Consider the following 21,417-nt stretch of genomic DNA (forward strand, 5'->3'; position numbering starts at 1 on the left):
CGATCTCGTCCATCGCGGCAGGGCTCCACCAGGAGCCCAGCCCACGGGCTGTTTGCCGCCCGCAGCCGGGCGAGCCCCCCGGATGAGGACCCGATTCGTCCCGGGTGAGAGAGTGCAGGCATGGTCGAGCTGAAGAGTCGTGAACAGATCGAGCGCATCCGGACCACCGGGCGCTTCGTTGCCGAGGTCCTCGCGTCCCTGCGCGAGACGGCCGCCGTCGGCATGAGCCTGAACGACCTGGACGCCCACGCGCACGCCATGATCAAGGCCGCCGGGGCCCGCTCGGTCTACCTCGGCTACCACCCGTCCTTCGGGGCGATGCCGTACCCGGGCGTGCTGTGCACCTCCGTGAACGACGCCGCCCTGCACGGGCTGCCCTCGGACTACCGCCTGGCCGACGGCGACCTGCTCAGCGTCGACTTCGCCGTCGAGCTGGACGGCTGGGTCGCCGACTCGGCGATCTCGTTCCAGGTCGGCACCACCGACCCCGAGACCCTCCGCCTGATCGACGTCACCGAGCGCGCGCTCGCCGCCGGCATCGCCGCGGCCCGCCCCGGCGCGAAGATGGGCGACATCTCCGCCGCGATCGGCAAGATCGGCCGCGCCGCCGGCCTCGGCATCAACGCCGACTTCGGCGGCCACGGCGTCGGGCGCACCATGCACGAGGACCCGCACGTGCCCAACCTCGGCAAGGCCGGGCGCGGGCTGCCCCTGCGCCCCGGCCTGGTGATCGCCATCGAGCCGTGGTTCATGGCCGGCAGCGACGACTACGTGATCGACGCCGACGGCTGGACCATCCGCTCCGCCGACGGCGCCCGCACCGCGCACGCCGAGCACACCATCGCGATCACGGAGTCGGGTCCGGAGATCCTCACGGCGCTGGCGCCGCGGGAGTAGCGGGGGCCGGGGTGCCACCGGTGGACGGACCTTTGGAAGACCCGGCGGCGCTAGAGACTCCGCTTCCAACTCACAGAACTCTTGAATGAACCGGGTCCGATCCGCCCACAGCACGTCGTCCGGCTGAGAATGCGCGCGTGGACACCCAGGTGTCCGCGATACAGGTGACCAGTTCGTGACCGAGTGTCTCCAACCGCCTCGTCGGCCCGTAGGACCGGTTCAGACTCAAGTCGTATTGGACCCCGATCGGATCTATGGGACCGGGCGCAGCCCGACCGTGACCCGTTGCCCGGTGGCACCGGCCGCGCACTGAATGCAGCCAACGAAACCCATGCCACGACTCCAATCGGCACTATGAGTGGTTACCTATCCGTGCCGTCTCACGGCACCGATGAAACGTTCCCGCGGGAACGTTTCGAAACCGAGTCCCGACATGTGGGCAAGGGATAAGCGATCCAGTCTCGGACTCTGAGATGTGGGCTCCCGTGCGAATCTCTCGATCGAGTGGACGTCGGATAGCGAGCGCCAAGTCCACGACGGCGCCCACCCGCATCGGTGGCACCATGCGGTGCTCCGTACTGGACCACAGCACGCCTCAGTTCGACGGGACCCGAAGCCACGAGCTGCGCAGTCCACTGCAGGCTGCAACAGGTTGGATGAGATCGGCTCCACACAGTTCGAGTCCGTGCTCTGTCGTTGATGGTCGCGAGTGTCGAGCCCGGAGTACTTCTGTGCGTTCATCGAACTCTCCACGACCGCAGCCCTGCAAGCGTAGGTTGGCAGGACACGCATTTCAACGGAGCAGGGGGAGCCTGTGCCACGAGCTTTCGAAAACCTATATTTCGGCATGGCTGCGGCAGAGAATGAGGTTGCGGTCGATCCGGAGCGATTCCTACGTACGTACTACGATCGATGGAACCTTGTCGGCGAAGTGGAGCTTCACCGCAAGTTCCTACTCCTCGGGCCTAAGGGCGCGGGAAAAAGTGCTGCGGCGCACTATCTTGTCCTGCGTTGGTCGAAAGAACTCGGTCCCGAAAGCGTCTTCCCGACCTTTCTCGATTTCGATGACGTCAACCAGACGCAATCGCCGCTGGCGACCCTTGGCAAACGTCTCGTCGGCGATGTCGCCGCACTGACGGATGCGGCTTGGAGGCTCTTTCTCTCGATTCGTCTTCTTGAGTCCTTGTGCAGCGACATGGCCTGCGATCTGGCACATGATCCGCAGGTCATTGGTCTTCTGATGCAACTTCGAAATGCCGGGCTGGCAAGCGACGATTTCCCGCAGGTCCTGCGGAAGGTGCGTGAGAAGCGGGGTCTAATCGGAGCGCCCAAGATTGTCGAGTTCGAAGGAAAATGGACCGAAACTCAAGAAGTCAACGTGACGCAATTGAGCGAAGCGCTGGTAAAGATCGTGGCGCGCGCCAAAACCCCAAACCGCCATATCTTGGCGGTCGACGGCCTTGATAAAGCGATTGGGGACAACGCGGCGTATTGGCAGACGCTAGCAGCATTGGTGCGTGTGGCTGAAGCGATGACGAGAACTCTAAGAGAAGGTCAGCACGCATACATCCTCGTAATGTGCCGAAGTGACGTCTTTCGTCGCGTCCGTTTCGCGGACTCGGGCAAGATAGCGGCCGATGGTGGAATCTATATGGATTGGGCAGCCGAGGCGGAGGACCCTCGCGATGTCGAGCTGTGGAACTATATTGCGAGCAAGGCGGAGACCGAACCGGACCGGCTCCTCTCCGCCCTTCCTGCGCGTATCCAAGTTGGTCAGAGTCGAAAAATGGCAACCGACCGCTATCTCTTGCAGATTACGCGATATACGCCGCGCGACATGACTCTGCTCTTCAAATCTCTTCAAGAACGCGCGAGAGATCGAACGCTCACAAACTCCCAGGTCAGGCGTGCGGCAGATTCGTTCGCGTCGAGACACCTTCTCACCGAGATAATCTCGGAAGCGACAGGCCTTCTCCCCGAACTGCTAATTGATCGGTTTGAGCAGATCATCACACATCTCCCGTCGAGGGTCTTCACGCATAACCAGTTTGTCGCTGCCTTAGAGGCGGCTGGCGCAGATGCAACGCAAACAGCCGTATTCGGAGAGTACCTCTTTCTACAGGGCGCCATAGGCAACTATGCGCCCGGGGTCAATTACGTTCAGTTTTACCACCGGCGCGATGCACACAAATTTCAGCCACAAGGTCCATGGGTTCTCCACACGGGTCTCATGTACGCCTTCAATAAGCCATGGATGCTGACCGATGCCGCCCCAGGCGACCGGATCGGTGCGCAGGGATCGACTACCGGGGGGGTTCTCAACCTCCCAAGTCGTGGAAGTTCTCGCGCCCGACGAATCGGCTATGCAGGGCGCCAAGTCGACTCCTAGTGGCACTGCCATATTTCGCAGCGGCAACGCGAGATGAGCTATGGGCCGGTCCGTCGGATTCTCTCGCTCGCCCGTCGGAGAAGGCTGTAGCGAGCCGGCCGATCGCGCGCAGACAAATCGATCTCCAAGCGCGCGAGCGTGAGTCCTCAGTGCGGTCCCGCGTCCCGACTGGGCTCGACCCTTTTTCGATGACACCCCGAAGTTGCGGCCTCGACGGGCAACCGGCCACAAGGTCAAACCTCTGCGAGATGCCCGAGACGAGGCGGGAGTTGAATCAGCCAGCTCGTTGTTCCGCTTGCCCTCTCTCAACCCCGCCGCGGCTCACCCATCGCCGAAACCAAGCGGACTCAACCAGAGTGTTGCGACGAGCACCGGAACGCACCCGGGAAGTCAGCCTTTGTGAAGCGTCGACGTCGAATTTGCAGGGGTATGCGAGGACACCGGAAAGCGGGCGAGGCCGCGTGTCTCGCTGCGTATTCTCCGAAACCGAGAAGAGAACTAGCACAGATTCGACAGTCGCGACACAACGCGGTGAGTGGTCTGCGCACGGCCATGCGCCGCGCCAAGGAACGGGCGAGCGAAGGCTCGAAGACAATGATCGACGTGTCGATCGCACAGCGATCCAGGTGGCGCGCGGGACAAGGGGGCATGCCGAGTCACGCCGTGATTTGGCGCTTGAAAAGATCGAGGGCGGCGGCGTCATTCTGAGTAGTCCTGGGAAGTTCCGAAGCAGGCCAGAGCATTTCGTTTAGCGCGCCGTTTGCCGGATGATCCCCGAAAAGGTTGGAAACCCGTTCCCAGTCGAGGTAGTGCCAGGTCTGAGGAGGATGGAACGGGCCCGACGTGCGCAAGTCGGCCAGGGAGACCGGAATGGCAAGGGGCCGGATGGTCTCGAGGTGCAGTGCAGTCGCGGTACGTGATCCCCGAAAGTAATCCTCAAACTCCTTGCGACCGACTCCCGCCGTCTTCTTCACATCATTCCAGAGTTCGGAAGGTGAGGAAATTTCGATGCACGAGACCCGGCAGAAAGCGACCACCGACGCGGCAGGCATTGTTGAGTAGATCGCGACGGGTTGTCCGGGGACGATCGCGGGGCGTCCACGGCGCAATTCGACTGTCTTTGAGCCATCGAGGATCTTCGCTACATATCGGGGATGGATCGATAACAGCATCAGATGACGAAACTGACCCGGAGGTGCCGCGACAGTCAAAGACTGACCTCCTTCATAATTGACGCAAATAGGTCAGGGCGGATGCGCGACGGCGACCTCAACTGCAGACTGTGGCCGAGCCCCTCGGCGAACCGTCGGAGATTGCGGAGTGGAAGCGGTCGAGGGAATACTTCGGTATTGACGACTCGGAGAGCGCGGACCTGTCCGCGGCCGTCCGCAACACTCCTCACGTCGCCCCGCGTGTAGACGCCGAGGCGGCGGAAGTCTCGGAACACAGTCTCCCATGGACCGTCCACGACCTCGATGAGCTCACTCCGTCCCATCACGACACCCTCGCGTGCCCCACTGACATACCAGAGCACTCGGGACGGTCCTGCTTCACCTGATCGCCCCCCGCGGTAGTAGACGTGCTCGACGCTGATTCCGAGTCCGTCGCGCCGGGCGAGAAGTTCTTGGGGGTAGCCAAAGAGCTGCGCAGAGAACTGAGGGCGAATCGGCACCAACCACGAGTCCACAGGTGCGTCGACGATGCACATCGGGCGGAGTTGGCGCTCGAGGCTGAGTGCTGCTCGCGCTGATGGCTCGGACGCGAGCCTGCGCGCAGACTTCAGCCAGGAGTCCGCTTCGTCGCCTGAAATGCTCGGATCCGAAACCGCTCCCGTCACGACAGCTTCAAGTTCGTTGAGCGTGCATAGCCGAGGGACAGATATTGCCAGGGCCCCTGCGGCGTTCATTTGGAACCCGTCACGGAGGAGCGCATCGATAAGCACGGGGTGGGCATGGGGGTCAGTGATCCGGATGGCGCGAGCACCGGCGTCGGAAGCGCAAGTTCTAAGGAGGCTGGCCATCTGTGCTGCGAGCGTGGCCTGGAGAGCGGTCTGATTCATTCGTGCCACGGGAACGGAAAGCACATCGCCCAAAGGAAGGGTTCCCAGGAGTGCAATTGGGGTGCCTGTTGGATCCGCGAGGAGGAGCCTTGACGATGACGGGCGAGTTCCTGCGAGTGCGCGCAGGCGCTGCTCGTAATCGCGCAGTCTCTCGCCGCTGGCGTAACTGAAAAACTCGCGCAGTTGGCTGTCGTCCCCTGTCCCTGCCTCTTTCAAGCTATATCCCGTCCCAAGGAGCGCCGCCGGCCTATAGGCGGAAACCGCCTCGGACTCGTCGATGTGGGCGACGAGTTCCTCAGGACTGACGACGTCAACCCCTATGTCAGCCGCTGCGACAGAGCGGAGGTGCCGAAGGACCGGATTGTCGCGGGTCACGACAGTCGAAACGCCCGCGGCTGATGCGTACGCAATGTGATTGAGGTCACTCTGGTCCTGCGTGCTAGCGGGTTCCTTGCCAAGTGATCTGACGAACACCTCGCGGATACTCTCAAATCGGTCGGCATGCACGGGAAGGCGCGGGTACTGGCTCGCGATGATGTTCCTCAGCCGGCGCCGCTCCGCCGGGTCTGCAACACGGGCCATCTCGTTGTACATCTCGGGTGTGACGAGGAGTTCGATGCGGTCTCCGAGCACCTCAAGAAGTAGTCGTCTCGTGGATGGCGACAGCGAACCGGGCTTCGCGCCGTGAAGGTCGATGAACACGTTTGCATCCATCACGACGGGGAACGCTGACGGCGGGGGGCCGCTCCATGTCATGAGGTCAGCGTGCCCGTGGTCCCGCCACCAGTAGGTCAGTAGGTGTGCCTCCTGGCTACGGCCGACGAGACTTCCCAACGCAACAAAGCCTAAACGGGGCCAGAACGGATCGGCGGGGAAGTCTGGCCGGCACTTCGCTCCGATTCCGCGTCGGTCAGGGAACTTCTCTGAGAGTCGCCCAACGATTGATCGGGCGATCTGTTGGCCCCGCGCTTCGGGACGAACGACAAGATGAGCAAGGACAACTTCATTGCGCGGCGTGCGGTAGGCCGCATAGCCCTGGGCGACGCTCGGCTCGGCCGGATCGATCGCGACAAGGATGTGCCCGGCAGCGGCATACTCACGCCAGGCATCGAAGGTCAGTTGGCCCAGATACTTGCGGTTCCGATCGCCGAGCTCCTGCGCTGCCAAGAAGAGCGGATCCTCGGGTCCTGGTTCCCTGAACTCGATATTCACACGAAGTCCCCCTGTGTCGGCGTCAAGCCTCGGAGCGGCGTCACGCCATGACTCTTTCACTAGTCAGCGCGCCTGCTCGAAAGGGCACGCAGTTGTGCGCCCTTGGAGAGGGGCTCTTACCGGCCAACCCCATGTCTCGAACCAGGACCTCGTCGGTCGCGACTGCTCTGGCCAGTTAGCGGTTCATTCCGCTCGAAGGACAGACGGGCGCAATCTAGTTGGTGCGAAGCGGGGGAGTCGGCCACGTCGTTGAGGAACGCGTAGAAGGCCCGAAATCCCTGGCGATGGCCGGCGCCGGGCAGCACGTAGTCCTGCCGGGCAGGCCGAATTTGCCTTGTAGCCACTCACCTGTACCCGTCAGCGGGCGCGTTAGTGGATCAATCGCCAGCCGCCGACGGGCGCCAAGGCGCAATGTCGTGTTACCGCCGCAGGTGGGCCCATTCCTGCGGATTGAGGTCCAGCCACGTGGCGAAGGACTCCGGCTCGCGGTTCGTCAGGATGCGGACCGTGGGGGAGACCGCCGCGAGGTCGCCGGCGGCGATCGCCGTGTACGACGTGACCCAGCCGTCGACCTCGAACAGTGGGGCGTCATAGTCGGCCCGGGACGCGTACGCCTCCGGGATCGTCTCGGGCACGTAGGTGATCTGGCGGCCGGTCGCGCGGGTGAGGTGGGCGGCGAACTCGGTCATCGACAGGGCCTCGGGGCCGGTCACGTCGTAGGTCGCGCCGTCGTGGACGTGCTCGCGCTCGTCGAGCAGGACGGCGGTGGCGACGTCGGCGATGTCGTCGTGCGCGACGGCGGCCGCGCGGCCGTCACCGGCGGGGCCGCGGATCACACCGTCGGCCCCGACGAGGTGCGGCATCATCGCGAAGTAGAGGTTGTCGCGCAGGAAGGTGAAGCGCAGGCCGGTCGACCGGATGTACTCCTCGGTCGCCCAGTGGTCGCGGGCGAACGTGAAGGTCGCCTTCGGCCCGGCGCCGAGGAAGGACACGTAGACGATCCGGCTCACGCCCGCGTGCACGGCGGCGTCGATCGCGGACCGGTGCTCGGCGACGCGGTCGGCCGACTCCCGCCCGGAGACCAGGAACAGCGTGTCCGCGCCCTCGAGTGCCGACCGCATCCCGGCGCCGTCGGTGTAGCCCTGCGCAACGGCGACCGACGCACCGGCAAGCTCCGGCGCGCGGGCCGGGTCGCGCACGATCAGGCGCTGCGCGGCGCCCGCGGCGGCGAGCCGGAACGCAAGTCGCCCGCCCAGCTGGCCGGTCGCGCCGGTGACGGCGATCAGGGGAGTGGTCATGTCTTCGAACCTATTCCCGTTCGGCGAGAATGAGCCGATGGACGACGTCTTCCGCGTGATGACCGTGTGCACCGGCAACATCTGTCGATCGCCGATGGCGGAGGTGGTGCTCCGGGACCGGTTCGAGGCCGCCGGGCTGGGGGAGCGGGTCGTGGTCGACTCGACCGGGATCAGCGCCGAGGAGCACGGCAACCCGATCGACCCCCGGGCGCGCGCCGTGCTGGCCGCGCGCGGCTACCCGGTGCCGGTGCGCGAGGCCCGCGAGGTCCGGGCGATCGACCTGGTGGCGTCCGACCTCGTGCTGGCGATGACGGAGGTGCACGCCCACGCCCTGCGGCGCCTGGCCGGGGCCGACGACGTCGTCGCGGGCCGGGTCGTGATGTTCCGGGCCTTCGATCCGGCCGCGCCGCGGATCGCCCCGGGCGGTCGGGAGTACGTGCTGGACGTGGACGATCCCTGGTACGGCGGTCCGGACGACTTCGAGGACTGCCTCACGCAGGTCGAGGCCGCCGCGGACGGCGTCGTCGCCCGGGTGCGGCTCGCCCTGGCCGAGCACGACTCGGGGACCTGAACCCGCGCCGTCGGGCAGGAAGCGGCTAGAGCCAGTCGTTGCGACGGAACAGGGCGTGCAGGCCGACGCAGATCGCGGCGATGACCGCGATCACCACGAAGTAGCCGTACCGCATGCTCAGCTCGGGCATGTACTCGAAGTTCATCCCGTAGATCCCCGCGATCGCGGTCGGCACCAGCGCGATCGCCGCCCACGAGGAGATCTTGCGCATGTCCTCGTTCTGGCGCACGGTCACGCGGCTCTGCTCGACGGTGACCTGAGCGAGGTTGGCGGCGAGCACGTTGGTCAGCAGGTGGTCGTAGGCCTCGATCGCGTCGGCGGCGCGCAGCAGGTGGTCGTGCACGTCGCGGAAGTACGGCTGGGCGGCCGCGCCGACCCACGGCACCTCGCCGGCCACCAGCCGCTGGAGCGGGACGGCGAGCGGGACGACCGCGCGGCGGAACTCCAGGACCTCGCTCTTGAGCTTGTAGATGCGCTCGGAGTGCTCGCCGCCGGCGTCCCCGAAGACCTGCTCCTCGATCTCGTCGATGTCGATACCGATCGCCTCGACCACGTCGAGGTAGCCGTCGACGGCGAGGTCGAGCGCGCGGTACAGCACGGCGGCCGGGCCGTGGGCGAGCAGAGCAGGGCTCGTGTTGAGCTCGGCCCGGACCGCGGCGGGCACGTCCGACACACCGTGGCGCACGGTGATGACGAAGTGCTCGCCGAGGAAGATCGCGAGCTCGCTGATCTCGACGACCTCCTCGTGGTCGACGTACCGCCCGGGTTTCACGACGGCGAACGTCACGTCGCCGTAGCGCTCGAGCTTGGGGCGCTGGTGGGCGCGGACGGCGTCGTCGACGGCCAGCGTGGGCAGCGTGAAGTCCTCGGAGATCTCCGCGAACTCGGCCGCCGTCGGCTCGAACAGGCCGATCCACACGAACCCGCCCCCGGCGCGCGCCTCGCGCAGCGCGGCCGTGATGTCCGTCCGGGCATGCCGGGTCTGTCCCTTGACGTACAGCGCGCAGTCGACGATCACTCGCCGAGGCTATCCGCGAGGGACGAGGATGGCGGACATGAAGGTCTCGCGCCGCGCCCAGGTCCCCCCGTTCGCCGTGATGGAGATCATCGCGGCCGCCAACGCCCGTAAGGCCGCCGGGCAGTCGGTGCTCAACCTCTGCGCGGGCGAGCCGGCCACCGGCGCCTCCGACGTGGTGCGCGACCTGGCCGTGCAGCTGCTGGCGGACGGGAACCTCGGCTACACCGAGTCCCTCGGCGCCCCACCGATGCGCCGCGCCATCGCCGAGCACTACCGGCGCTGGTACGACGTCGAGATCGACCCCGCGCAGGTGGCGGTGACGACCGGCTCGTCGGGGGCGTTCATGCTCGCGTTCCTCGCGGCCTTCGACGTCGGCGACCGGGTGGCGCTCGCGCGGCCCGGGTACCCGGCCTACAAGAACATCCTGCGGGCGCTGGGCTGCGAGGTCGTCGAGCTCGCGTGCGGGCCCGAGACCCGGTACCAGCCGACGCTCGCCCAGCTCGAGGCGATGGACCCCCCGCCCGACGGCCTGATGATCGCGAGCCCGGCCAACCCGACCGGCACGATGATCCGCGCCGAGGAGCTCGCGGCCCTCGCGCAGTGGTGCGCGAGCCACGGCGTGCGGCTGATCAGCGACGAGATCTACCACGGCATCACCTACGGCGGTCCGGGCGGCGTGGTCGGCGCGACCCCGGGGCGCGGCGCCGGGGCGACCACCGCGGCCGGCTACCTGGACCAGGGCGCCGTCGTCGTGAACTCCTTCTCCAAGTACTGGGCGATGACCGGCTGGCGGCTCGGCTGGCTGCTGCTGCCGACCGACCTGGTCGCGCCGGTCGACGCGCTCGCGGGCAACGTGTCGCTGTGTCCGCCGGCGCTCGCCCAGCACGCCGGGGTCGCCGCGTTCAGCGCGGCGGGGTATGCCGCAGCCGAGGCGAACGTCGCGCGGTACGCGGCCTGCCGCGACCTGCTGCTCGCGCGGCTGCCCGAGCTCGGCTGGACCCGGGTCGCGCCGGCCGACGGCGCGTTCTACCTCTACGCGGACATCTCCGCCTCGGGGATGGACTCCATCACGTGGTGCGCCCGCCTGCTCGACGAGGCGGGGGTCGCGTTGACCCCCGGCACGGACTTCGACGCGGTCGACGGCGGGTCGTGGGTGCGGCTGTCGTTCGCGTCGTCGGTCGAGGTGGTCGGCGCCGCCGTCGACCGGATCGTGGCCTGGCAGCGCACCCTCTGACGAAGGTGACAACGCACACCGGGGCCGACGATCGCGGCACGGAACCGGGGCGCGGGTCGTTGTGGGGGGAACGGGCCGGGCTGCCGCCCCCCTGACCGCGACGAGAGGCCCCCCCCCGCATGTTGTGTCCCGTGGATACCGACGTCGAGCTGGTGATGTCCGAACGCCAGGGCGTCGAGATCGACTACTGCCCGAAGTGCCGCGGGGTCTGGCTCGACCGCGGCGAGCTCGACAAGATCCTCGACCGGGCGGCCCCCGACGCCGCGCCGGCCGCGCCCGCCGCACCGGCTGCGACCGTCCCGGCCGCCGCCGCACCGCCGCGGTACGCCGAGCCCCGGTACGCCGACCCGCGGTACGACCGTGGGCGTGACGAACGTGGGCGGGACGACCACCGCGACGATCGTGGGCGGGACGACCGGTCGTACGGCGACAAGAAGAAGCGCAAGGGCTCGTGGCTCGGGGACATCCTCGACTTCTGAGCGACCGGGGGTGGCCGCGGGCTGACATCGCGCACGGGGCCGGGGTCGCGGCCAGTACTCTGACGTCACCATCACAACCGAATATCTGCTGCTCGAGCTGCGGCGGGAGAGTCCTCCCGCGCGTCGCCGGACGTTCGCCCTGATCAGGTCCCTGATCACGGCCCTCCGGCGGCACCGGCGAGGCGCCGAAGGAGCAACCCTCCCCGGGAATCTCTCAGGCCCCCGTACCGCCATGGCTAGGCAACTCTGGAAAGCGGCCCCGCATCCAACGGGGCCCACCGACGGTGCAAGCCGGCGCGCCCCGAGCCTCGATCCCGAGGCGCTGGCGGACCGGCAAAACTCTCAGGTCGACGGCTGACGCCGCCGGATGACAGAGCGGGGAGGCCACCCGTCTGCTTTCCGGCGCCCGCCGGACGTCCACCCGGAGCCGCACCGTGACCGAGACCACCGACGCCGCCCTCCCGACCTCCTCGCGCCCGGACGGGTACGCCCGCCGCACGGCCGCCGCCACCGAGTTCGCCGACCGGCACATCGGTCCGCGCGGCGCCGAGACCGAGCACATGCTCGCGCAGCTCGGCTACGACTCCCTCGATGCGCTGGTCGACGCCGCCGTGCCCGCCTCCATCCGCACCGACCGCCCGCTCGACCTGCCGGCCGCGCGCAGCGAGGAGCAGGTGCTCGCGGACCTGCGGGCGATCGCCGCCAAGAACACCGTGATGACGCAGATGATCGGGCTCGGGTACTCCGACACGTTCACCCCGGCCGTCATCCGCCGCAACGTGCTCGAGTCCCCCGCCTGGTACACCGCCTACACGCCGTACCAGCCGGAGATCTCGCAGGGCCGGCTCGAGGCGATGCTCAACTTCCAGACCATGATCGGCGACCTCACCGCGCTGCCGATCGCGAACGCGTCCCTGCTCGACGAGGCCACCGCGGTCGCCGAGGCCGCGATGCTCATGCGGCGCGCGGTCAAGGGCCGCCCGGACGGCGTCGTCGTGCTCGACGCCGAGTGCCTGCCGCAGACGATCGCGGTCACCCTCGGCCGGGCGGAGGCGATCGGCCTGCCCGTCGTCGTGGCGGACCTCACCGACGGGCTGCCCGCCGGGCTCGGCGGGGCCGACGGCGTGGTCGGCGTCGTGCTCCAGCAGCCCGGGGTGTCGGGCGTCGTGCGCGACCTGACCGCCGTCATCGCTCACGCGAAGGCTGCCGGCGCGCTCGTGACCGTCGCTGCCGACCTGCTGTCCCTCACGATGCTCACCCCGCCCGGCGAGCTCGGGGCCGACGTCGCGGTCGGCAGCAGCCAGCGCTTCGGGGTGCCGCTGTTCTACGGCGGCCCGCACGCCGCGTACATGGCCGTGCGCACCGGGCTCGAGCGGATGATCCCGGGCCGCCTGGTCGGGGTCTCGATCGACGCCGACGGCGCCCCCGCCTACCGGCTCGCGCTGCAGACGCGCGAGCAGCACATCCGCCGGGAGAAGGCGACGAGCAACATCTGCACCGCGCAGGCGCTGCTCGCGATCGTCGCGTCGATGTACGCGATCTACCACGGGCCCGACGGCCTGCGGGCGATCGCGGAGCGCGTGCACGGCCGGGCGGCCGGGCTCGCCGCGGGCCTGCGGGCCGGCGGGGTCACGGTCGAGCACGACACCTTCTTCGACACCGTGCGCACCGTCGTGCCGGGGGCGGCCCGCGCCGTGGTCGCCGCCGCGGCCGAGCGCGGGATCAACCTGTGGGCGCCCGACGACGACCACGTGCAGATCGCGTGCGACGAGGCGACCACGGCGGACCACGTGGTGTCCGTCGTCGCGGCGTTCGCCGCCGCGGGGGTCGCACCCGATGCGGCCGAGATGGCCGGTCCGCAGTCGTTCGGCCTGGTCGCTCCCGTCGCGGTGCTGCCCGGCTGGGCGACCCGCACCTCCGCGTACCTCACCCACCCGGTGTTCCACGCGCACCGGTCCGAGACGTCGATGCTGCGGTACCTGCGCCGGCTGTCCGACAAGGACCTCGCGCTGGACCGCACGATGATCCCGCTCGGCTCGTGCACGATGAAGCTCAACGCGACCGCCGAGATGGAGCCCATCTCCTGGCCCGAGTTCGCCTCGATCCACCCGTACGCGCCGCGCGACCAGGCCGCCGGGTACACCGAGCTGATCGAGACCCTCACCGCCTGGCTCGCCGAGATCACCGGGTATGCGGCGATCTCGGTGCAGCCCAACGCCGGCTCGCAGGGGGAGTTCGCCGGGCTGCTCGCGATCCGCGGGTACCTGCAGGCGACGGCCGGACCGGACGACGTCGAGCGTGACGTGTGCCTGATCCCGGCGTCGGCGCACGGCACGAACGCGGCCTCGGCGGCGCTCGCCGGGATGCGCGTCGTGGTGGTGGCCACGGCGCAGGACGGGTCGGTCGAGCTCGACGACCTGCGCGCCAAGCTCGCGGTGCACGGTCCGCGGGTCGCGGCGATCATGATCACCTACCCGTCCACGCACGGAGTGTTCGAGGAGCACGTCGGCGAGGCCTGCGACCTTGTACATGCGGCCGGTGGGCAGGTGTACATCGACGGGGCGAACCTCAATGCGCTCGTCGGGCTGGCCCGGCCGGGCGAGTTCGGCGGCGACGTGTCGCACCTGAACCTGCACAAGACCTTCTGCATCCCGCACGGCGGCGGCGGCCCGGGCGTCGGGCCGATCGGCGTCGGCGCGCACCTCGTGCCGTACCTGCCGGGCGACCTCAGCGAGGTCGAGAGTGCCGGCACGGCCGGCGGACGCGCACCGGTGTCCGCGGCTCCGTTCGGCTCCGCGGGCATCCTGCCGATCTCGTGGGCGTACGTCGCGATGATGGGCGGCGAGGGCCTGCGGCGCGCGACCGAGGTCGCCATCCTCGGCGCGAACTACATCGCCTCGCGGCTGACCGACCACTACCCGGTGCTCTACACCGGCCCGGGCGGGCTCGTCGCGCACGAGTGCATCCTCGACCTGCGCGCGATCACCAAGGAGACCGGCGTGACCGCCGAGGACGTCGCCAAGCGGCTGATGGACTACGGCTTCCACGCACCGACGCTGTCGTTCCCCGTCGCGGGCACGCTCATGGTCGAGCCGACCGAGAGCGAGGACCTCGCGGAGGTGGACCGGTTCATCGACGCGATGATCGCGATCCGCGGCGAGATCGACGCCGTCGGGGCTGGCCGCTGGCCGCTGGGCGAGTCCCCGCTGCGCGGCGCCCCGCACACCGCGGAGTCCCTGACGGTCGACGAGTGGACCAAGCCGTACGGCCGCGAGCTGGCCGGCTTCCCGCTCGCGAGCCTGCGCGGAGCCAAGTACTGGCCCCCGGTGCGCCGCATCGACAACGCCCACGGCGACCGCCACCTGATCTGCAGCTGCCCCCCGATCGAGTCCTACCAGGACTGACCCCGCCCCGACCCACCCGCGAACCGCTGTGAGAGAGATGCTGATGGCCGAGATTCTGAGTCCGTTGGATGCCGTGCACGTCGCCCTCGGGGCCGTGATGGTGCCGTTCGCCGGGTGGAGCATGCCGTTGCGGTACACCTCCGACCTCGCCGAGCACGTTGCGGTCCGCGCGGCGGCGGGGATCTTCGACCTGTCGCACATGGGCGAGATCCGGGTCACCGGGGCCCAGGCCGGGGCCGCGCTGGACTACGCGCTGGTCGGCAACCTGTCGGCCCTCGCGGTCGGCCGGGCGCGCTACACGATGATCTGCGCGCCGGACGGCGGCGTCGTCGACGACCTGGTCGTGTATCGCACGGCCGACGACGAGTACCTCGTGGTGGCGAACGCCTCCAACCACGACGTGGTGCTGGCCGAGCTCGGCCCGCGCTGCGCCGGCTTCGACGCCGCGGTCACCGACGAGTCGGCCCAGACGGCGCTCATCGCGGTGCAGGGTCCGCGGGCCCAGGAGATCGTCACCTCGGTCGTCGCACCGCAGGACGTCACGGCGGTCGCCGAGCTGAAGTACTACACCGGGCTGCCCGCCACGGTCGCCGGGATCCCCGCGCTGGTCGCCCGGACCGGGTACACCGGCGAGGACGGCTACGAGCTGTTCGTGCCCGCCGAGTCCGCCCCGGCGCTGTGGGCCGCGCTGACCGCCGCGGGCGAGCCGTTCGGCCTGGTGCCGGCGGGGCTGTCGGCGCGAGACAGCCTGCGGCTCGAGGCCGGGATGCCGCTGTACGGCAACGAGCTGGACCGGACCACGACCCCGTACGACGCCGGGCTCGGCCGGGTGGTCAAGCTCGACAAGACCGACGCCGACGGTGCCCCGCTCGACTTCGTCGGCCGGGGTCCGCTCGACGCGCGCAAGCACTCCGAGCCGTCCCGCGTCCTGGTGGGCCTCGAGGGGCTCGGACGGCGCGCGGCCCGGCACGGGTACGCGGTGCTGCGCTCGGCCGAGGCGGCGGACGCCGTCGTCGGGCACATCACGTCGGGCGCGCCGTCCCCCACGCTCGGCCACCCGATCGCGATGGCCTACGTCACGCCCGAGGTCAGCGCCGTCGGCACCGAGCTCGCCGTCGACGTCCGCGGCCGTGCCGAACCCGTGCGCGTGGTGGCGCTCCCGTTCTACCGTCGACCCGCCCGCTAGGCCCGATTCTCCGAGGGATCCGCGCGCCACACGCGCAGATCCCTCTGGAAACCGCATCAGAACCGCAACCCGAGGAGACCTGACGTGAGCACCTTTCCCGATGACCGGCAGTACACCGTCGAGCACGAGTGGCTGGCGGAAGGCGACCCCGCGACGTTCGGCATCACCGACACCGCCTCCGAGGCGCTCGGCGACATCGTCTACCTCGAGCTGCCGACCGTCGGCTCCGAGATCGTGGCCGGAACCGTGTGCGGGGAGATCGAGTCGACCAAGTCCGTCTCGGAGCTGTTCTCGCCCGTGTCGGGCACGGTCGTGCAGGTCAACCAGGCCGCGATCGACGACCCCGCGCTCGTGAACTCGGACCCGTACGGCGACGGCTGGCTCGTCCGGGTGACGGTCACCGAGACCGGCGCCCTGATCTCCGCGGCCGAGTACCAGGCGCAGAACGCTGGCTAGCCTGTTCGGGTGATCTCCAGCTCCCGGTCGCAAGCCCGCTCTTACGGCTCTGACCTGCGGGAACGCATGCTATGCCCCACATTCGCACGGTCGCCCCACCCGCAGGGGTGAAGACCGCGGGTGAATTCCGCGTCATACCCTCCTGGCGTCGACGTCTCTCATGGTGTCAGGTAACCGCGGCGTTCTCGGGCAGATCTTCGTAGCACGCGTGAGCATCCGGAGGGCAACATGAGCACACTCGAACTGGTCAGGCAGCCTGGACCAGCCACGCCCGCGGGGGAGCCGCTCACACGACGTGAACTCGTCGTGCTGGGCAATCTCTCGGAGAACGTCACCCTCGAGGAGATCGCCTCGAAGCTGTTCGTCACCCGCAACACGGTCAAGTCCCAGGTCCGCAGCGTCTATCGCAAGATCGGGGTCTCCACGCGCGCCGAGGCGGTCGCGTGGGCGGAGTCGGCCGGGCTGCGCTGACCGCACCCGAGCCCGAGCCGCGGTGGTCGGGGCTGGCACACTCGCGGCCATGAACCCCGGGCTGCCGCTCCTTCCCGTGCTTGTCGTCGCCGCCGCGATCGTCGACGACCTCGTGGCTCCCCAGCAGCTTCTCGCTGCCCGACGTCGGCGGCCCGTCCGCCTCGCCGGGCAGTGGGAGTTCCCGGGCGGAAAGGTCGACCCGGGCGAGACGCCGCACCAGGCGCTGCACCGGGAGCTCCTCGAAGAGCTCGGCGTGCGCGTGCGCCTGGGCTCCGAGCTGGCCGGCCCGGCCGACGGCGTCTGGCCGCTCACCGACCGCTACGTCATGCGACTGTGGCTGGCGACGATCGAGCACGGCACGCCCGAGCCCCTCGTCGAGCACGACGAGCTCCGCTGGCTCCCCCGCGCGCACTGGCGAACGGTCCCCTGGCTGACGCCAGACCTCCCGATCCTCGCTGCCCTCGAGGCTCGTCGCTGACGTCTCGCCGCACGCGCCCGGACGGGTCGTTCGGGGCTGGTGGACGGGGCGGACCCGGTGGTAGAACAAAAAATGTAGCCACCCGGGAACGGTGTTGCGGCCCCGGGTGCACCGAGGGTTCGGAACCCGCCGGACCCCTCGATCAGGAGGTGAAGGGCAATGGCTACTCGCAGTGACCCGTTCCAGGAGATCGACCGCCTGATGGGGCAGGTCTTCGGTGCGGCGCGTCCCGCCGGCATCATGCCGATGGACCTGTACCGGGTCGGTGACCACTACGTCCTCAGCGTCGACCTTCCCGGTGTCGACCCCGGCACCATCGATGTCAACGTCGAGGACCGCACCCTGACGATCCGGGCCGAACGCACGTCGGGCATGGTGCAGGACGTGCAGTGGCTCACGCAGGAACGGCCGAGCGGGACGTACGCGCGGCAGCTCACGGTCGGCAGCGGCCTGGCGCTCGACAAGATCGACGCGACCTACGCGGACGGCGTGCTCACGCTGAGCATCCCGATCGCGGAGGAGGCCAAGCCGCGCAAGGTCGAGGTGCAGATCGCGGGCACGAAGGCGCCCGCGGCCATCAGCGGAACGCACAAGACCACCCGCCGCTGACCTGCCCGGCTGACGGCCCGACGCCGTCGGCCGCTGCTCGGCAGAGACCGGAACCGCCCGTCCCCGCAGCGGGGGACGGGCGGTTCCGGTTCTGGTGCGAGCGGGTCGAGCGGACCGATCAGGCCGGCAGGGTGGCCCGGACGGTCTTGGTGGCCGCGACCATGTGCTCCAGGCTGGGGGTGACCTCCTGGTAGCGGCGGGTCTTGAGGCCGCAGTCCGGGTTGACCCACAGCTCGTGCGCGGCGATCGAGCGCACCGCGGCGCCGAGCAGCTCGGTCACCTCGGCCTCGCTCGGCACGCGCGGGGAGTGGATGTCCCACACGCCCGGGCCGATCCCGCGCGGGTAGCCGGCCTCGGCGATCGGCTCGAGGATCTCCATCTTCGAGCGGGCCGCCTCGATGCTGGTCACGTCGGCGTCCAGGCCGTCGATCGCGTCGATGATCTCGCCGAACTCCGAATAGCACAGGTGCGTGTGGATCTGGGTGTCCTTGCGCACGCCGGACGTCGCCAGCCGGAACGAGGACACCGACCAGTCGAGGTACGCGGGCTGGTCGGCCGCACGCAGGGGGAGCAGCTCGCGCAGCGCGGGCTCGTCCACCTGCACGATGCCGATCCCGGCCGCCTCGAGGTCGGCGATCTCGTCGCGCAGCGCGAGTGCGACCTGGTTGGCCGTGTCGCCGAGCGGCTGGTCGTTGCGCACGAACGACCAGGCCAGGATCGTGACCGGCCCCGTGAGCATGCCCTTGACCGGCTTGGCGGTGAGCGAGGCGGTGTACGCCGACCAGGCCACGGTGATGGGCGCAGGGCGCGCAACGTCGCCCCACAGGATCGGCGGCCGCACGCAGCGCGAGCCGTACGACTGGACCCAGCCGTTCTGGGTGGCGGCGAACCCGTCGAGGTTCTCGGCGAAGTACTGCACCATGTCGTTGCGCTCGGGCTCGCCGTGCACCAGCACGTCGAGGCCGATCTCCTCCTGGAGCGTGACCACGCGCTGGATCTCCGCGCGCATCTCGGCCTCGTACTGCTCGGTGCTCAGCTCGCCCTTGGCGTGCGCGGCGCGCGACTTGCGGATCTCCGGGGTCTGCGGGAACGAGCCGATGGTCGTGGTCGGCAGCGGCGGGAGCTGCAGCTTGGCCGCCTGCGCGGCCTTGCGGGCGGCGTAGTCCCCGCGGTGGAAGGCCTCGTCGCTCAGCCCGGCCAGGCGCTCGCGCACCTCCGGACGCACGACGCCGGGCGCCGTGCGGCGGTTGGCCAGCGCGGCGCTCGAGGCGGCGAGCTGGTCGGCGACGGCGTCGCGGCCGTCGGCGAGCCCGTGGGCGAGCGTGGCGACCTCGCCGACCTTCTGGTCGGCGAACGCGAGCCAGGCGCGCAGGGTCGGGTCGAGCGCGGGCTCGTCCTCGACGTCGTGCGGCACGTGCAGGAGCGAGGTCGAGGTGCCGACCGAGACGGACGCGGCGCCGAGCGTGCGGGCCGCGTCGAGCCGGTCGAGGGCGGCGCCGAGGTCGGCCCGCCAGATGTTGTGGCCGTCGACGACGCCGGCGACGAGCACCTTGGTCTCGAGACCGGCCACCGGACCGGCCGGCAGGCAGCCGCGGACCAGGTCGAGCGCGATGCCGTCGACCGCGGTGCCGGCGAGCGCGGGCAGCGCCGCGCCGAGGTCGCCGTACGGGGCGGCGACGAGGAGGGCGGGCCGGGTCGGCTTGGCGAGATCGCCGGCCAGGGCGGTGTACGCCTGGACCAGCGCGGTGATGGCCTGCTCGGACGTCGCGTCGATCGAGTCGGACACCAGTGCGGGCTCGTCGAGCTGGACCCACGTCGCGCCGGCCGCGGCGAGCGCGGTGAGCAGCTCGGCGTAGACCGGCAGGAGGTCCGCGAGGCGGTCGATCGGTGAGAAGCCCTCGGGTGCGCCGTCGGCCGCCTTCGCCAGCAGCAGGAACGTGACGGGGCCGACGAGGACCGGACGCGTGAGCACGCCCTGGGCGAGGGCCTCGACGAACTCGCGCACGGGCCGGTCGTCGGCGAACCGGAAGACGGTGTCCGGGCCGATCTCCGGCACGAGGTAGTGGTAGTTCGTGTCGAACCACTTGGTCATCTCGGCCGGCAGGTCGTCGCCCGCGCCGCGCGCGATCGTCGAGTAGCCCGCCAGGTCGAGCCGACCGGTGGTGGGGTCGACGAGGTGCGCGAACCGCGCCGGCACGGCCCCGACCACGACGGCGGCGTCGAGCACCTGGTCGTAGAACGAGAAGTTCGACGGGATCGACGCATCGGTCGGGTCGAGGCCGAGCTCGACGAGGCGGGTGCGGGTCCGGGTGCGCAGCGCGGCGGCGGCCTGCTCGACGTCGTCCGCCGTGGTCTTGCCGGCCCAGAACGACTCGATCGCCTTCTTGAGCTCGCGGCGCGGCCCGACGCGGGGGTAGCCGAGGATGGTGCCGCCGGGGAAGCCCGGCGTGCTGGTCACAGTCGATGAGCTCATCAGAAGACCCCTAGATCGTCAGGTAGTTCGGGTGGGAGGCCGTGACCCGCGGCTCGCTGGCCGGTTCCGGAGCCATCGGGGCTCCCCCGCCGAGGTGTACACCCTCGAGCAGGTCAAGTGCGGCTTCGTGCTGGTTGAAGGTGTAGATGTGCAGGCCGGGGGCGCCGCCGTCGAGCACCTCGTCGGCCAGGTCGACGCTCGCCCGGATGCCGACGCGGTGCCGCTCGGCCGGGTCGTCGGCCGCGGCGAGCCGCGCGAGCAGGTCCGTCGGCACCTGCACGCCGGTGAGCTCCTCGAGGCGCACGAGGCGGGCGGGGTCCGTGGTCGGGATGACCCCGGCCACGATCGGGATCGTGATCCCGAGGTCGCGGGCGTCGCGGACCAGGCCGAGATAGCTCTTCGCCTCGAAGAACACCTGCGTGATGGCGAAGTCGGCGCCGGCCTCCTGCTTGGCGAGCAGGGCGCGCAGGTCCTGCTCGCGGGTGCTGCCCGCGCTCGGGTTCCCGGCCGGGAACGCCGCGACCGCGACGCTCAGCTTGCGGGCCGCGCCGCGCAGCGCCTGGCTCGCCGAGGTCACGCAGCGGGCCGCCTCGACCTCGCGCAGCAGCTCGACGAGCTCGCTCGCCTGGACCAGCTCGCCCGTGCGCGGGCGCCAGTTGGGCTGGTCCTTCGGCGGGTCGCCGCGCAGCGCGAGGAAGTTGCGCACGCCCTCGTCGAGGAACTCCTCGATCACGGCCACGACGTCCTCGCGGGAGACGCCGACGCAGGTCAGGTGCGCGATCGGCAGGACGGGGGTGTGCGCCAGCAGGTGCCGCACGAGCTCGCGCGTGGTCTGCCGGGTCGAGCCCGAGGCGCCGTAGGTGACCGAGATGAAGTCGGGGCGGACCGCCGCCAGTGCCTGGATCGTGACGGTCAGCGCGTCGAACGACTTCGGGGTGCGGGGCGGGAAGAGCTCGAACGACACGGTCGGTCGGTCGATCGCGGCGCGAGCGGGGGGACTCGGGCGGTCACCTGGGCGGTCGAACGGCATGTCAACTCCATCGGTCCTGGCGGAAGCACCCACACCCTTTGCAGGGGGGTTGCTGCGGCGTCGTCGAGCCAGGTCTCTCAGCCGCTCTGGATGGTGTTGGGAGCATAGACCGACGCCGAGCCCCGCGACAGCACTTGTTCGCATGGTGGGACG

Annotated in this window: 18 protein-coding genes and 2 riboswitches; of the genes, 12 read left to right on the forward strand and 6 right to left on the reverse strand. The window is 69.6% G+C overall.

Annotation, left to right across the window (positions count from 1 at the left end; all coding sequences use genetic code 11):
• Positions 1-120: 120 nt before the first annotated feature.
• Both map and EUA98_RS06330 read left to right on the forward strand, forming a co-directional pair.
• On the forward strand, positions 121-897 hold the full coding sequence (gene map, locus EUA98_RS06325; protein ID WP_130101826.1) for a type I methionyl aminopeptidase: 777 nt from the start codon (positions 121-123) through the stop codon (positions 895-897).
• Positions 898-1,744: 847 nt separating this feature from the next.
• Complete coding sequence (locus tag EUA98_RS06330) at positions 1,745-3,286, forward strand: P-loop ATPase, Sll1717 family (protein WP_130101827.1); 1,542 nt, start codon at positions 1,745-1,747, stop codon at positions 3,284-3,286.
• A 656-nt stretch (positions 3,287-3,942) separates the two neighbouring features.
• Here EUA98_RS06330 and EUA98_RS06335 read toward each other — a convergent pair.
• Both EUA98_RS06335 and EUA98_RS06340 read right to left on the reverse strand, forming a co-directional pair.
• The gene (locus EUA98_RS06335; RefSeq protein ID WP_130101828.1) at positions 3,943-4,458 is read right to left on the reverse strand and encodes an ASCH domain-containing protein; all 516 of its coding nucleotides are present in this window, start codon (positions 4,456-4,458) and stop codon (positions 3,943-3,945) included.
• 35 nt (positions 4,459-4,493) lie between these two features.
• Positions 4,494-6,422, reverse strand: a complete 1,929-nt coding sequence (locus EUA98_RS06340) for a GNAT family N-acetyltransferase (RefSeq protein WP_350339486.1) — start codon at positions 6,420-6,422, stop codon at positions 4,494-4,496.
• On the opposite strand from EUA98_RS06340, the gene EUA98_RS20230 reads away from it, so the two are divergent.
• Positions 6,333-6,608, forward strand: coding sequence for a hypothetical protein (locus tag EUA98_RS20230; protein WP_242511312.1), 276 nt, complete (start codon positions 6,333-6,335; stop codon positions 6,606-6,608). The genes EUA98_RS06340 and EUA98_RS20230 overlap by 90 nt on opposite strands.
• Positions 6,609-6,976: 368 nt before the next feature.
• On the opposite strand, the gene EUA98_RS06345 is transcribed toward EUA98_RS20230, so the two are convergent.
• A complete protein-coding gene (locus EUA98_RS06345) occupies positions 6,977-7,855 on the reverse strand; it encodes an SDR family oxidoreductase (RefSeq protein ID WP_130101830.1) in 879 nt (292 codons plus the stop codon).
• On the opposite strand from EUA98_RS06345, the gene EUA98_RS06350 reads away from it, so the two are divergent.
• Complete coding sequence (locus EUA98_RS06350) at positions 7,854-8,426, forward strand: low molecular weight protein-tyrosine-phosphatase (RefSeq protein ID WP_242511313.1); 573 nt, start codon at positions 7,854-7,856, stop codon at positions 8,424-8,426. The two genes, EUA98_RS06345 and EUA98_RS06350, sit on opposite strands and share 2 nt — an antisense overlap.
• Before the next feature lie 25 nt (positions 8,427-8,451).
• Here EUA98_RS06350 and EUA98_RS06355 read toward each other — a convergent pair whose 3' ends face one another.
• Entirely contained in the window at positions 8,452-9,444 is a 993-nt protein-coding gene (locus EUA98_RS06355; protein WP_130101831.1) for a magnesium and cobalt transport protein CorA, read from the reverse strand.
• Between the two features lie 37 nt (positions 9,445-9,481).
• On the opposite strand from EUA98_RS06355, the gene EUA98_RS06360 reads away from it, so the two are divergent.
• The 8 genes from EUA98_RS06360 to EUA98_RS06395 all read left to right on the forward strand — a co-directional run bounded on the left by EUA98_RS06360 (position 9,482) and on the right by EUA98_RS06395 (position 17,761).
• Entirely contained in the window at positions 9,482-10,678 is a 1,197-nt protein-coding gene (locus EUA98_RS06360) for a pyridoxal phosphate-dependent aminotransferase (protein ID WP_130101832.1), read from the forward strand.
• Between the two features lie 119 nt (positions 10,679-10,797).
• Positions 10,798-11,157, forward strand: coding sequence for a TFIIB-type zinc ribbon-containing protein (locus EUA98_RS06365; RefSeq protein ID WP_130101833.1), 360 nt, complete (start codon positions 10,798-10,800; stop codon positions 11,155-11,157).
• Positions 11,158-11,250: 93 nt separating this feature from the next.
• Positions 11,251-11,397, forward strand: a riboswitch (glycine riboswitch).
• Between the two features lie 320 nt (positions 11,398-11,717).
• On the forward strand, positions 11,718-14,561 hold the full coding sequence (gene gcvP / locus EUA98_RS06370) for an aminomethyl-transferring glycine dehydrogenase (protein WP_434063484.1): 2,844 nt from the start codon (positions 11,718-11,720) through the stop codon (positions 14,559-14,561).
• A 43-nt stretch (positions 14,562-14,604) separates the two neighbouring features.
• The gene (gcvT, locus tag EUA98_RS06375; RefSeq protein WP_130101835.1) at positions 14,605-15,747 is read left to right on the forward strand and encodes a glycine cleavage system aminomethyltransferase GcvT; all 1,143 of its coding nucleotides are present in this window, start codon (positions 14,605-14,607) and stop codon (positions 15,745-15,747) included.
• 84 nt (positions 15,748-15,831) lie between these two features.
• Complete coding sequence (gene gcvH / locus EUA98_RS06380) at positions 15,832-16,203, forward strand: glycine cleavage system protein GcvH (protein ID WP_130101836.1); 372 nt, start codon at positions 15,832-15,834, stop codon at positions 16,201-16,203.
• 228 nt (positions 16,204-16,431) lie between these two features.
• Positions 16,432-16,674: a LuxR C-terminal-related transcriptional regulator gene (locus tag EUA98_RS06385; RefSeq protein WP_130101837.1), complete on the forward strand. Its 243-nt coding sequence runs from the start codon at positions 16,432-16,434 to the stop codon at positions 16,672-16,674.
• 49 nt (positions 16,675-16,723) lie between these two features.
• Positions 16,724-17,152, forward strand: a complete 429-nt coding sequence (locus EUA98_RS06390; RefSeq protein WP_130101838.1) for a (deoxy)nucleoside triphosphate pyrophosphohydrolase — start codon at positions 16,724-16,726, stop codon at positions 17,150-17,152.
• Between the two features lie 159 nt (positions 17,153-17,311).
• A complete protein-coding gene (locus EUA98_RS06395) occupies positions 17,312-17,761 on the forward strand; it encodes an Hsp20/alpha crystallin family protein (protein WP_130101839.1) in 450 nt (149 codons plus the stop codon).
• Between the two features lie 118 nt (positions 17,762-17,879).
• Here EUA98_RS06395 and metE read toward each other — a convergent pair whose 3' ends face one another.
• Complete coding sequence (gene metE / locus EUA98_RS06400; RefSeq protein WP_130101840.1) at positions 17,880-20,234, reverse strand: 5-methyltetrahydropteroyltriglutamate--homocysteine S-methyltransferase; 2,355 nt, start codon at positions 20,232-20,234, stop codon at positions 17,880-17,882.
• A gap of 10 nt (positions 20,235-20,244) precedes the next feature.
• A complete protein-coding gene (locus EUA98_RS06405; protein ID WP_130101841.1) occupies positions 20,245-21,264 on the reverse strand; it encodes a methylenetetrahydrofolate reductase in 1,020 nt (339 codons plus the stop codon).
• Positions 21,265-21,268: 4 nt separating this feature from the next.
• A riboswitch (SAM riboswitch) is annotated at positions 21,269-21,361 on the reverse strand.
• Between the last annotated feature and the right edge of the window lie 56 nt (positions 21,362-21,417).

Origin of the sequence: Pengzhenrongella frigida (assembly GCF_004168625.1) — a bacterium.
Lineage (GTDB): Bacteria > Actinomycetota > Actinomycetes > Actinomycetales > Cellulomonadaceae > Pengzhenrongella > Pengzhenrongella frigida.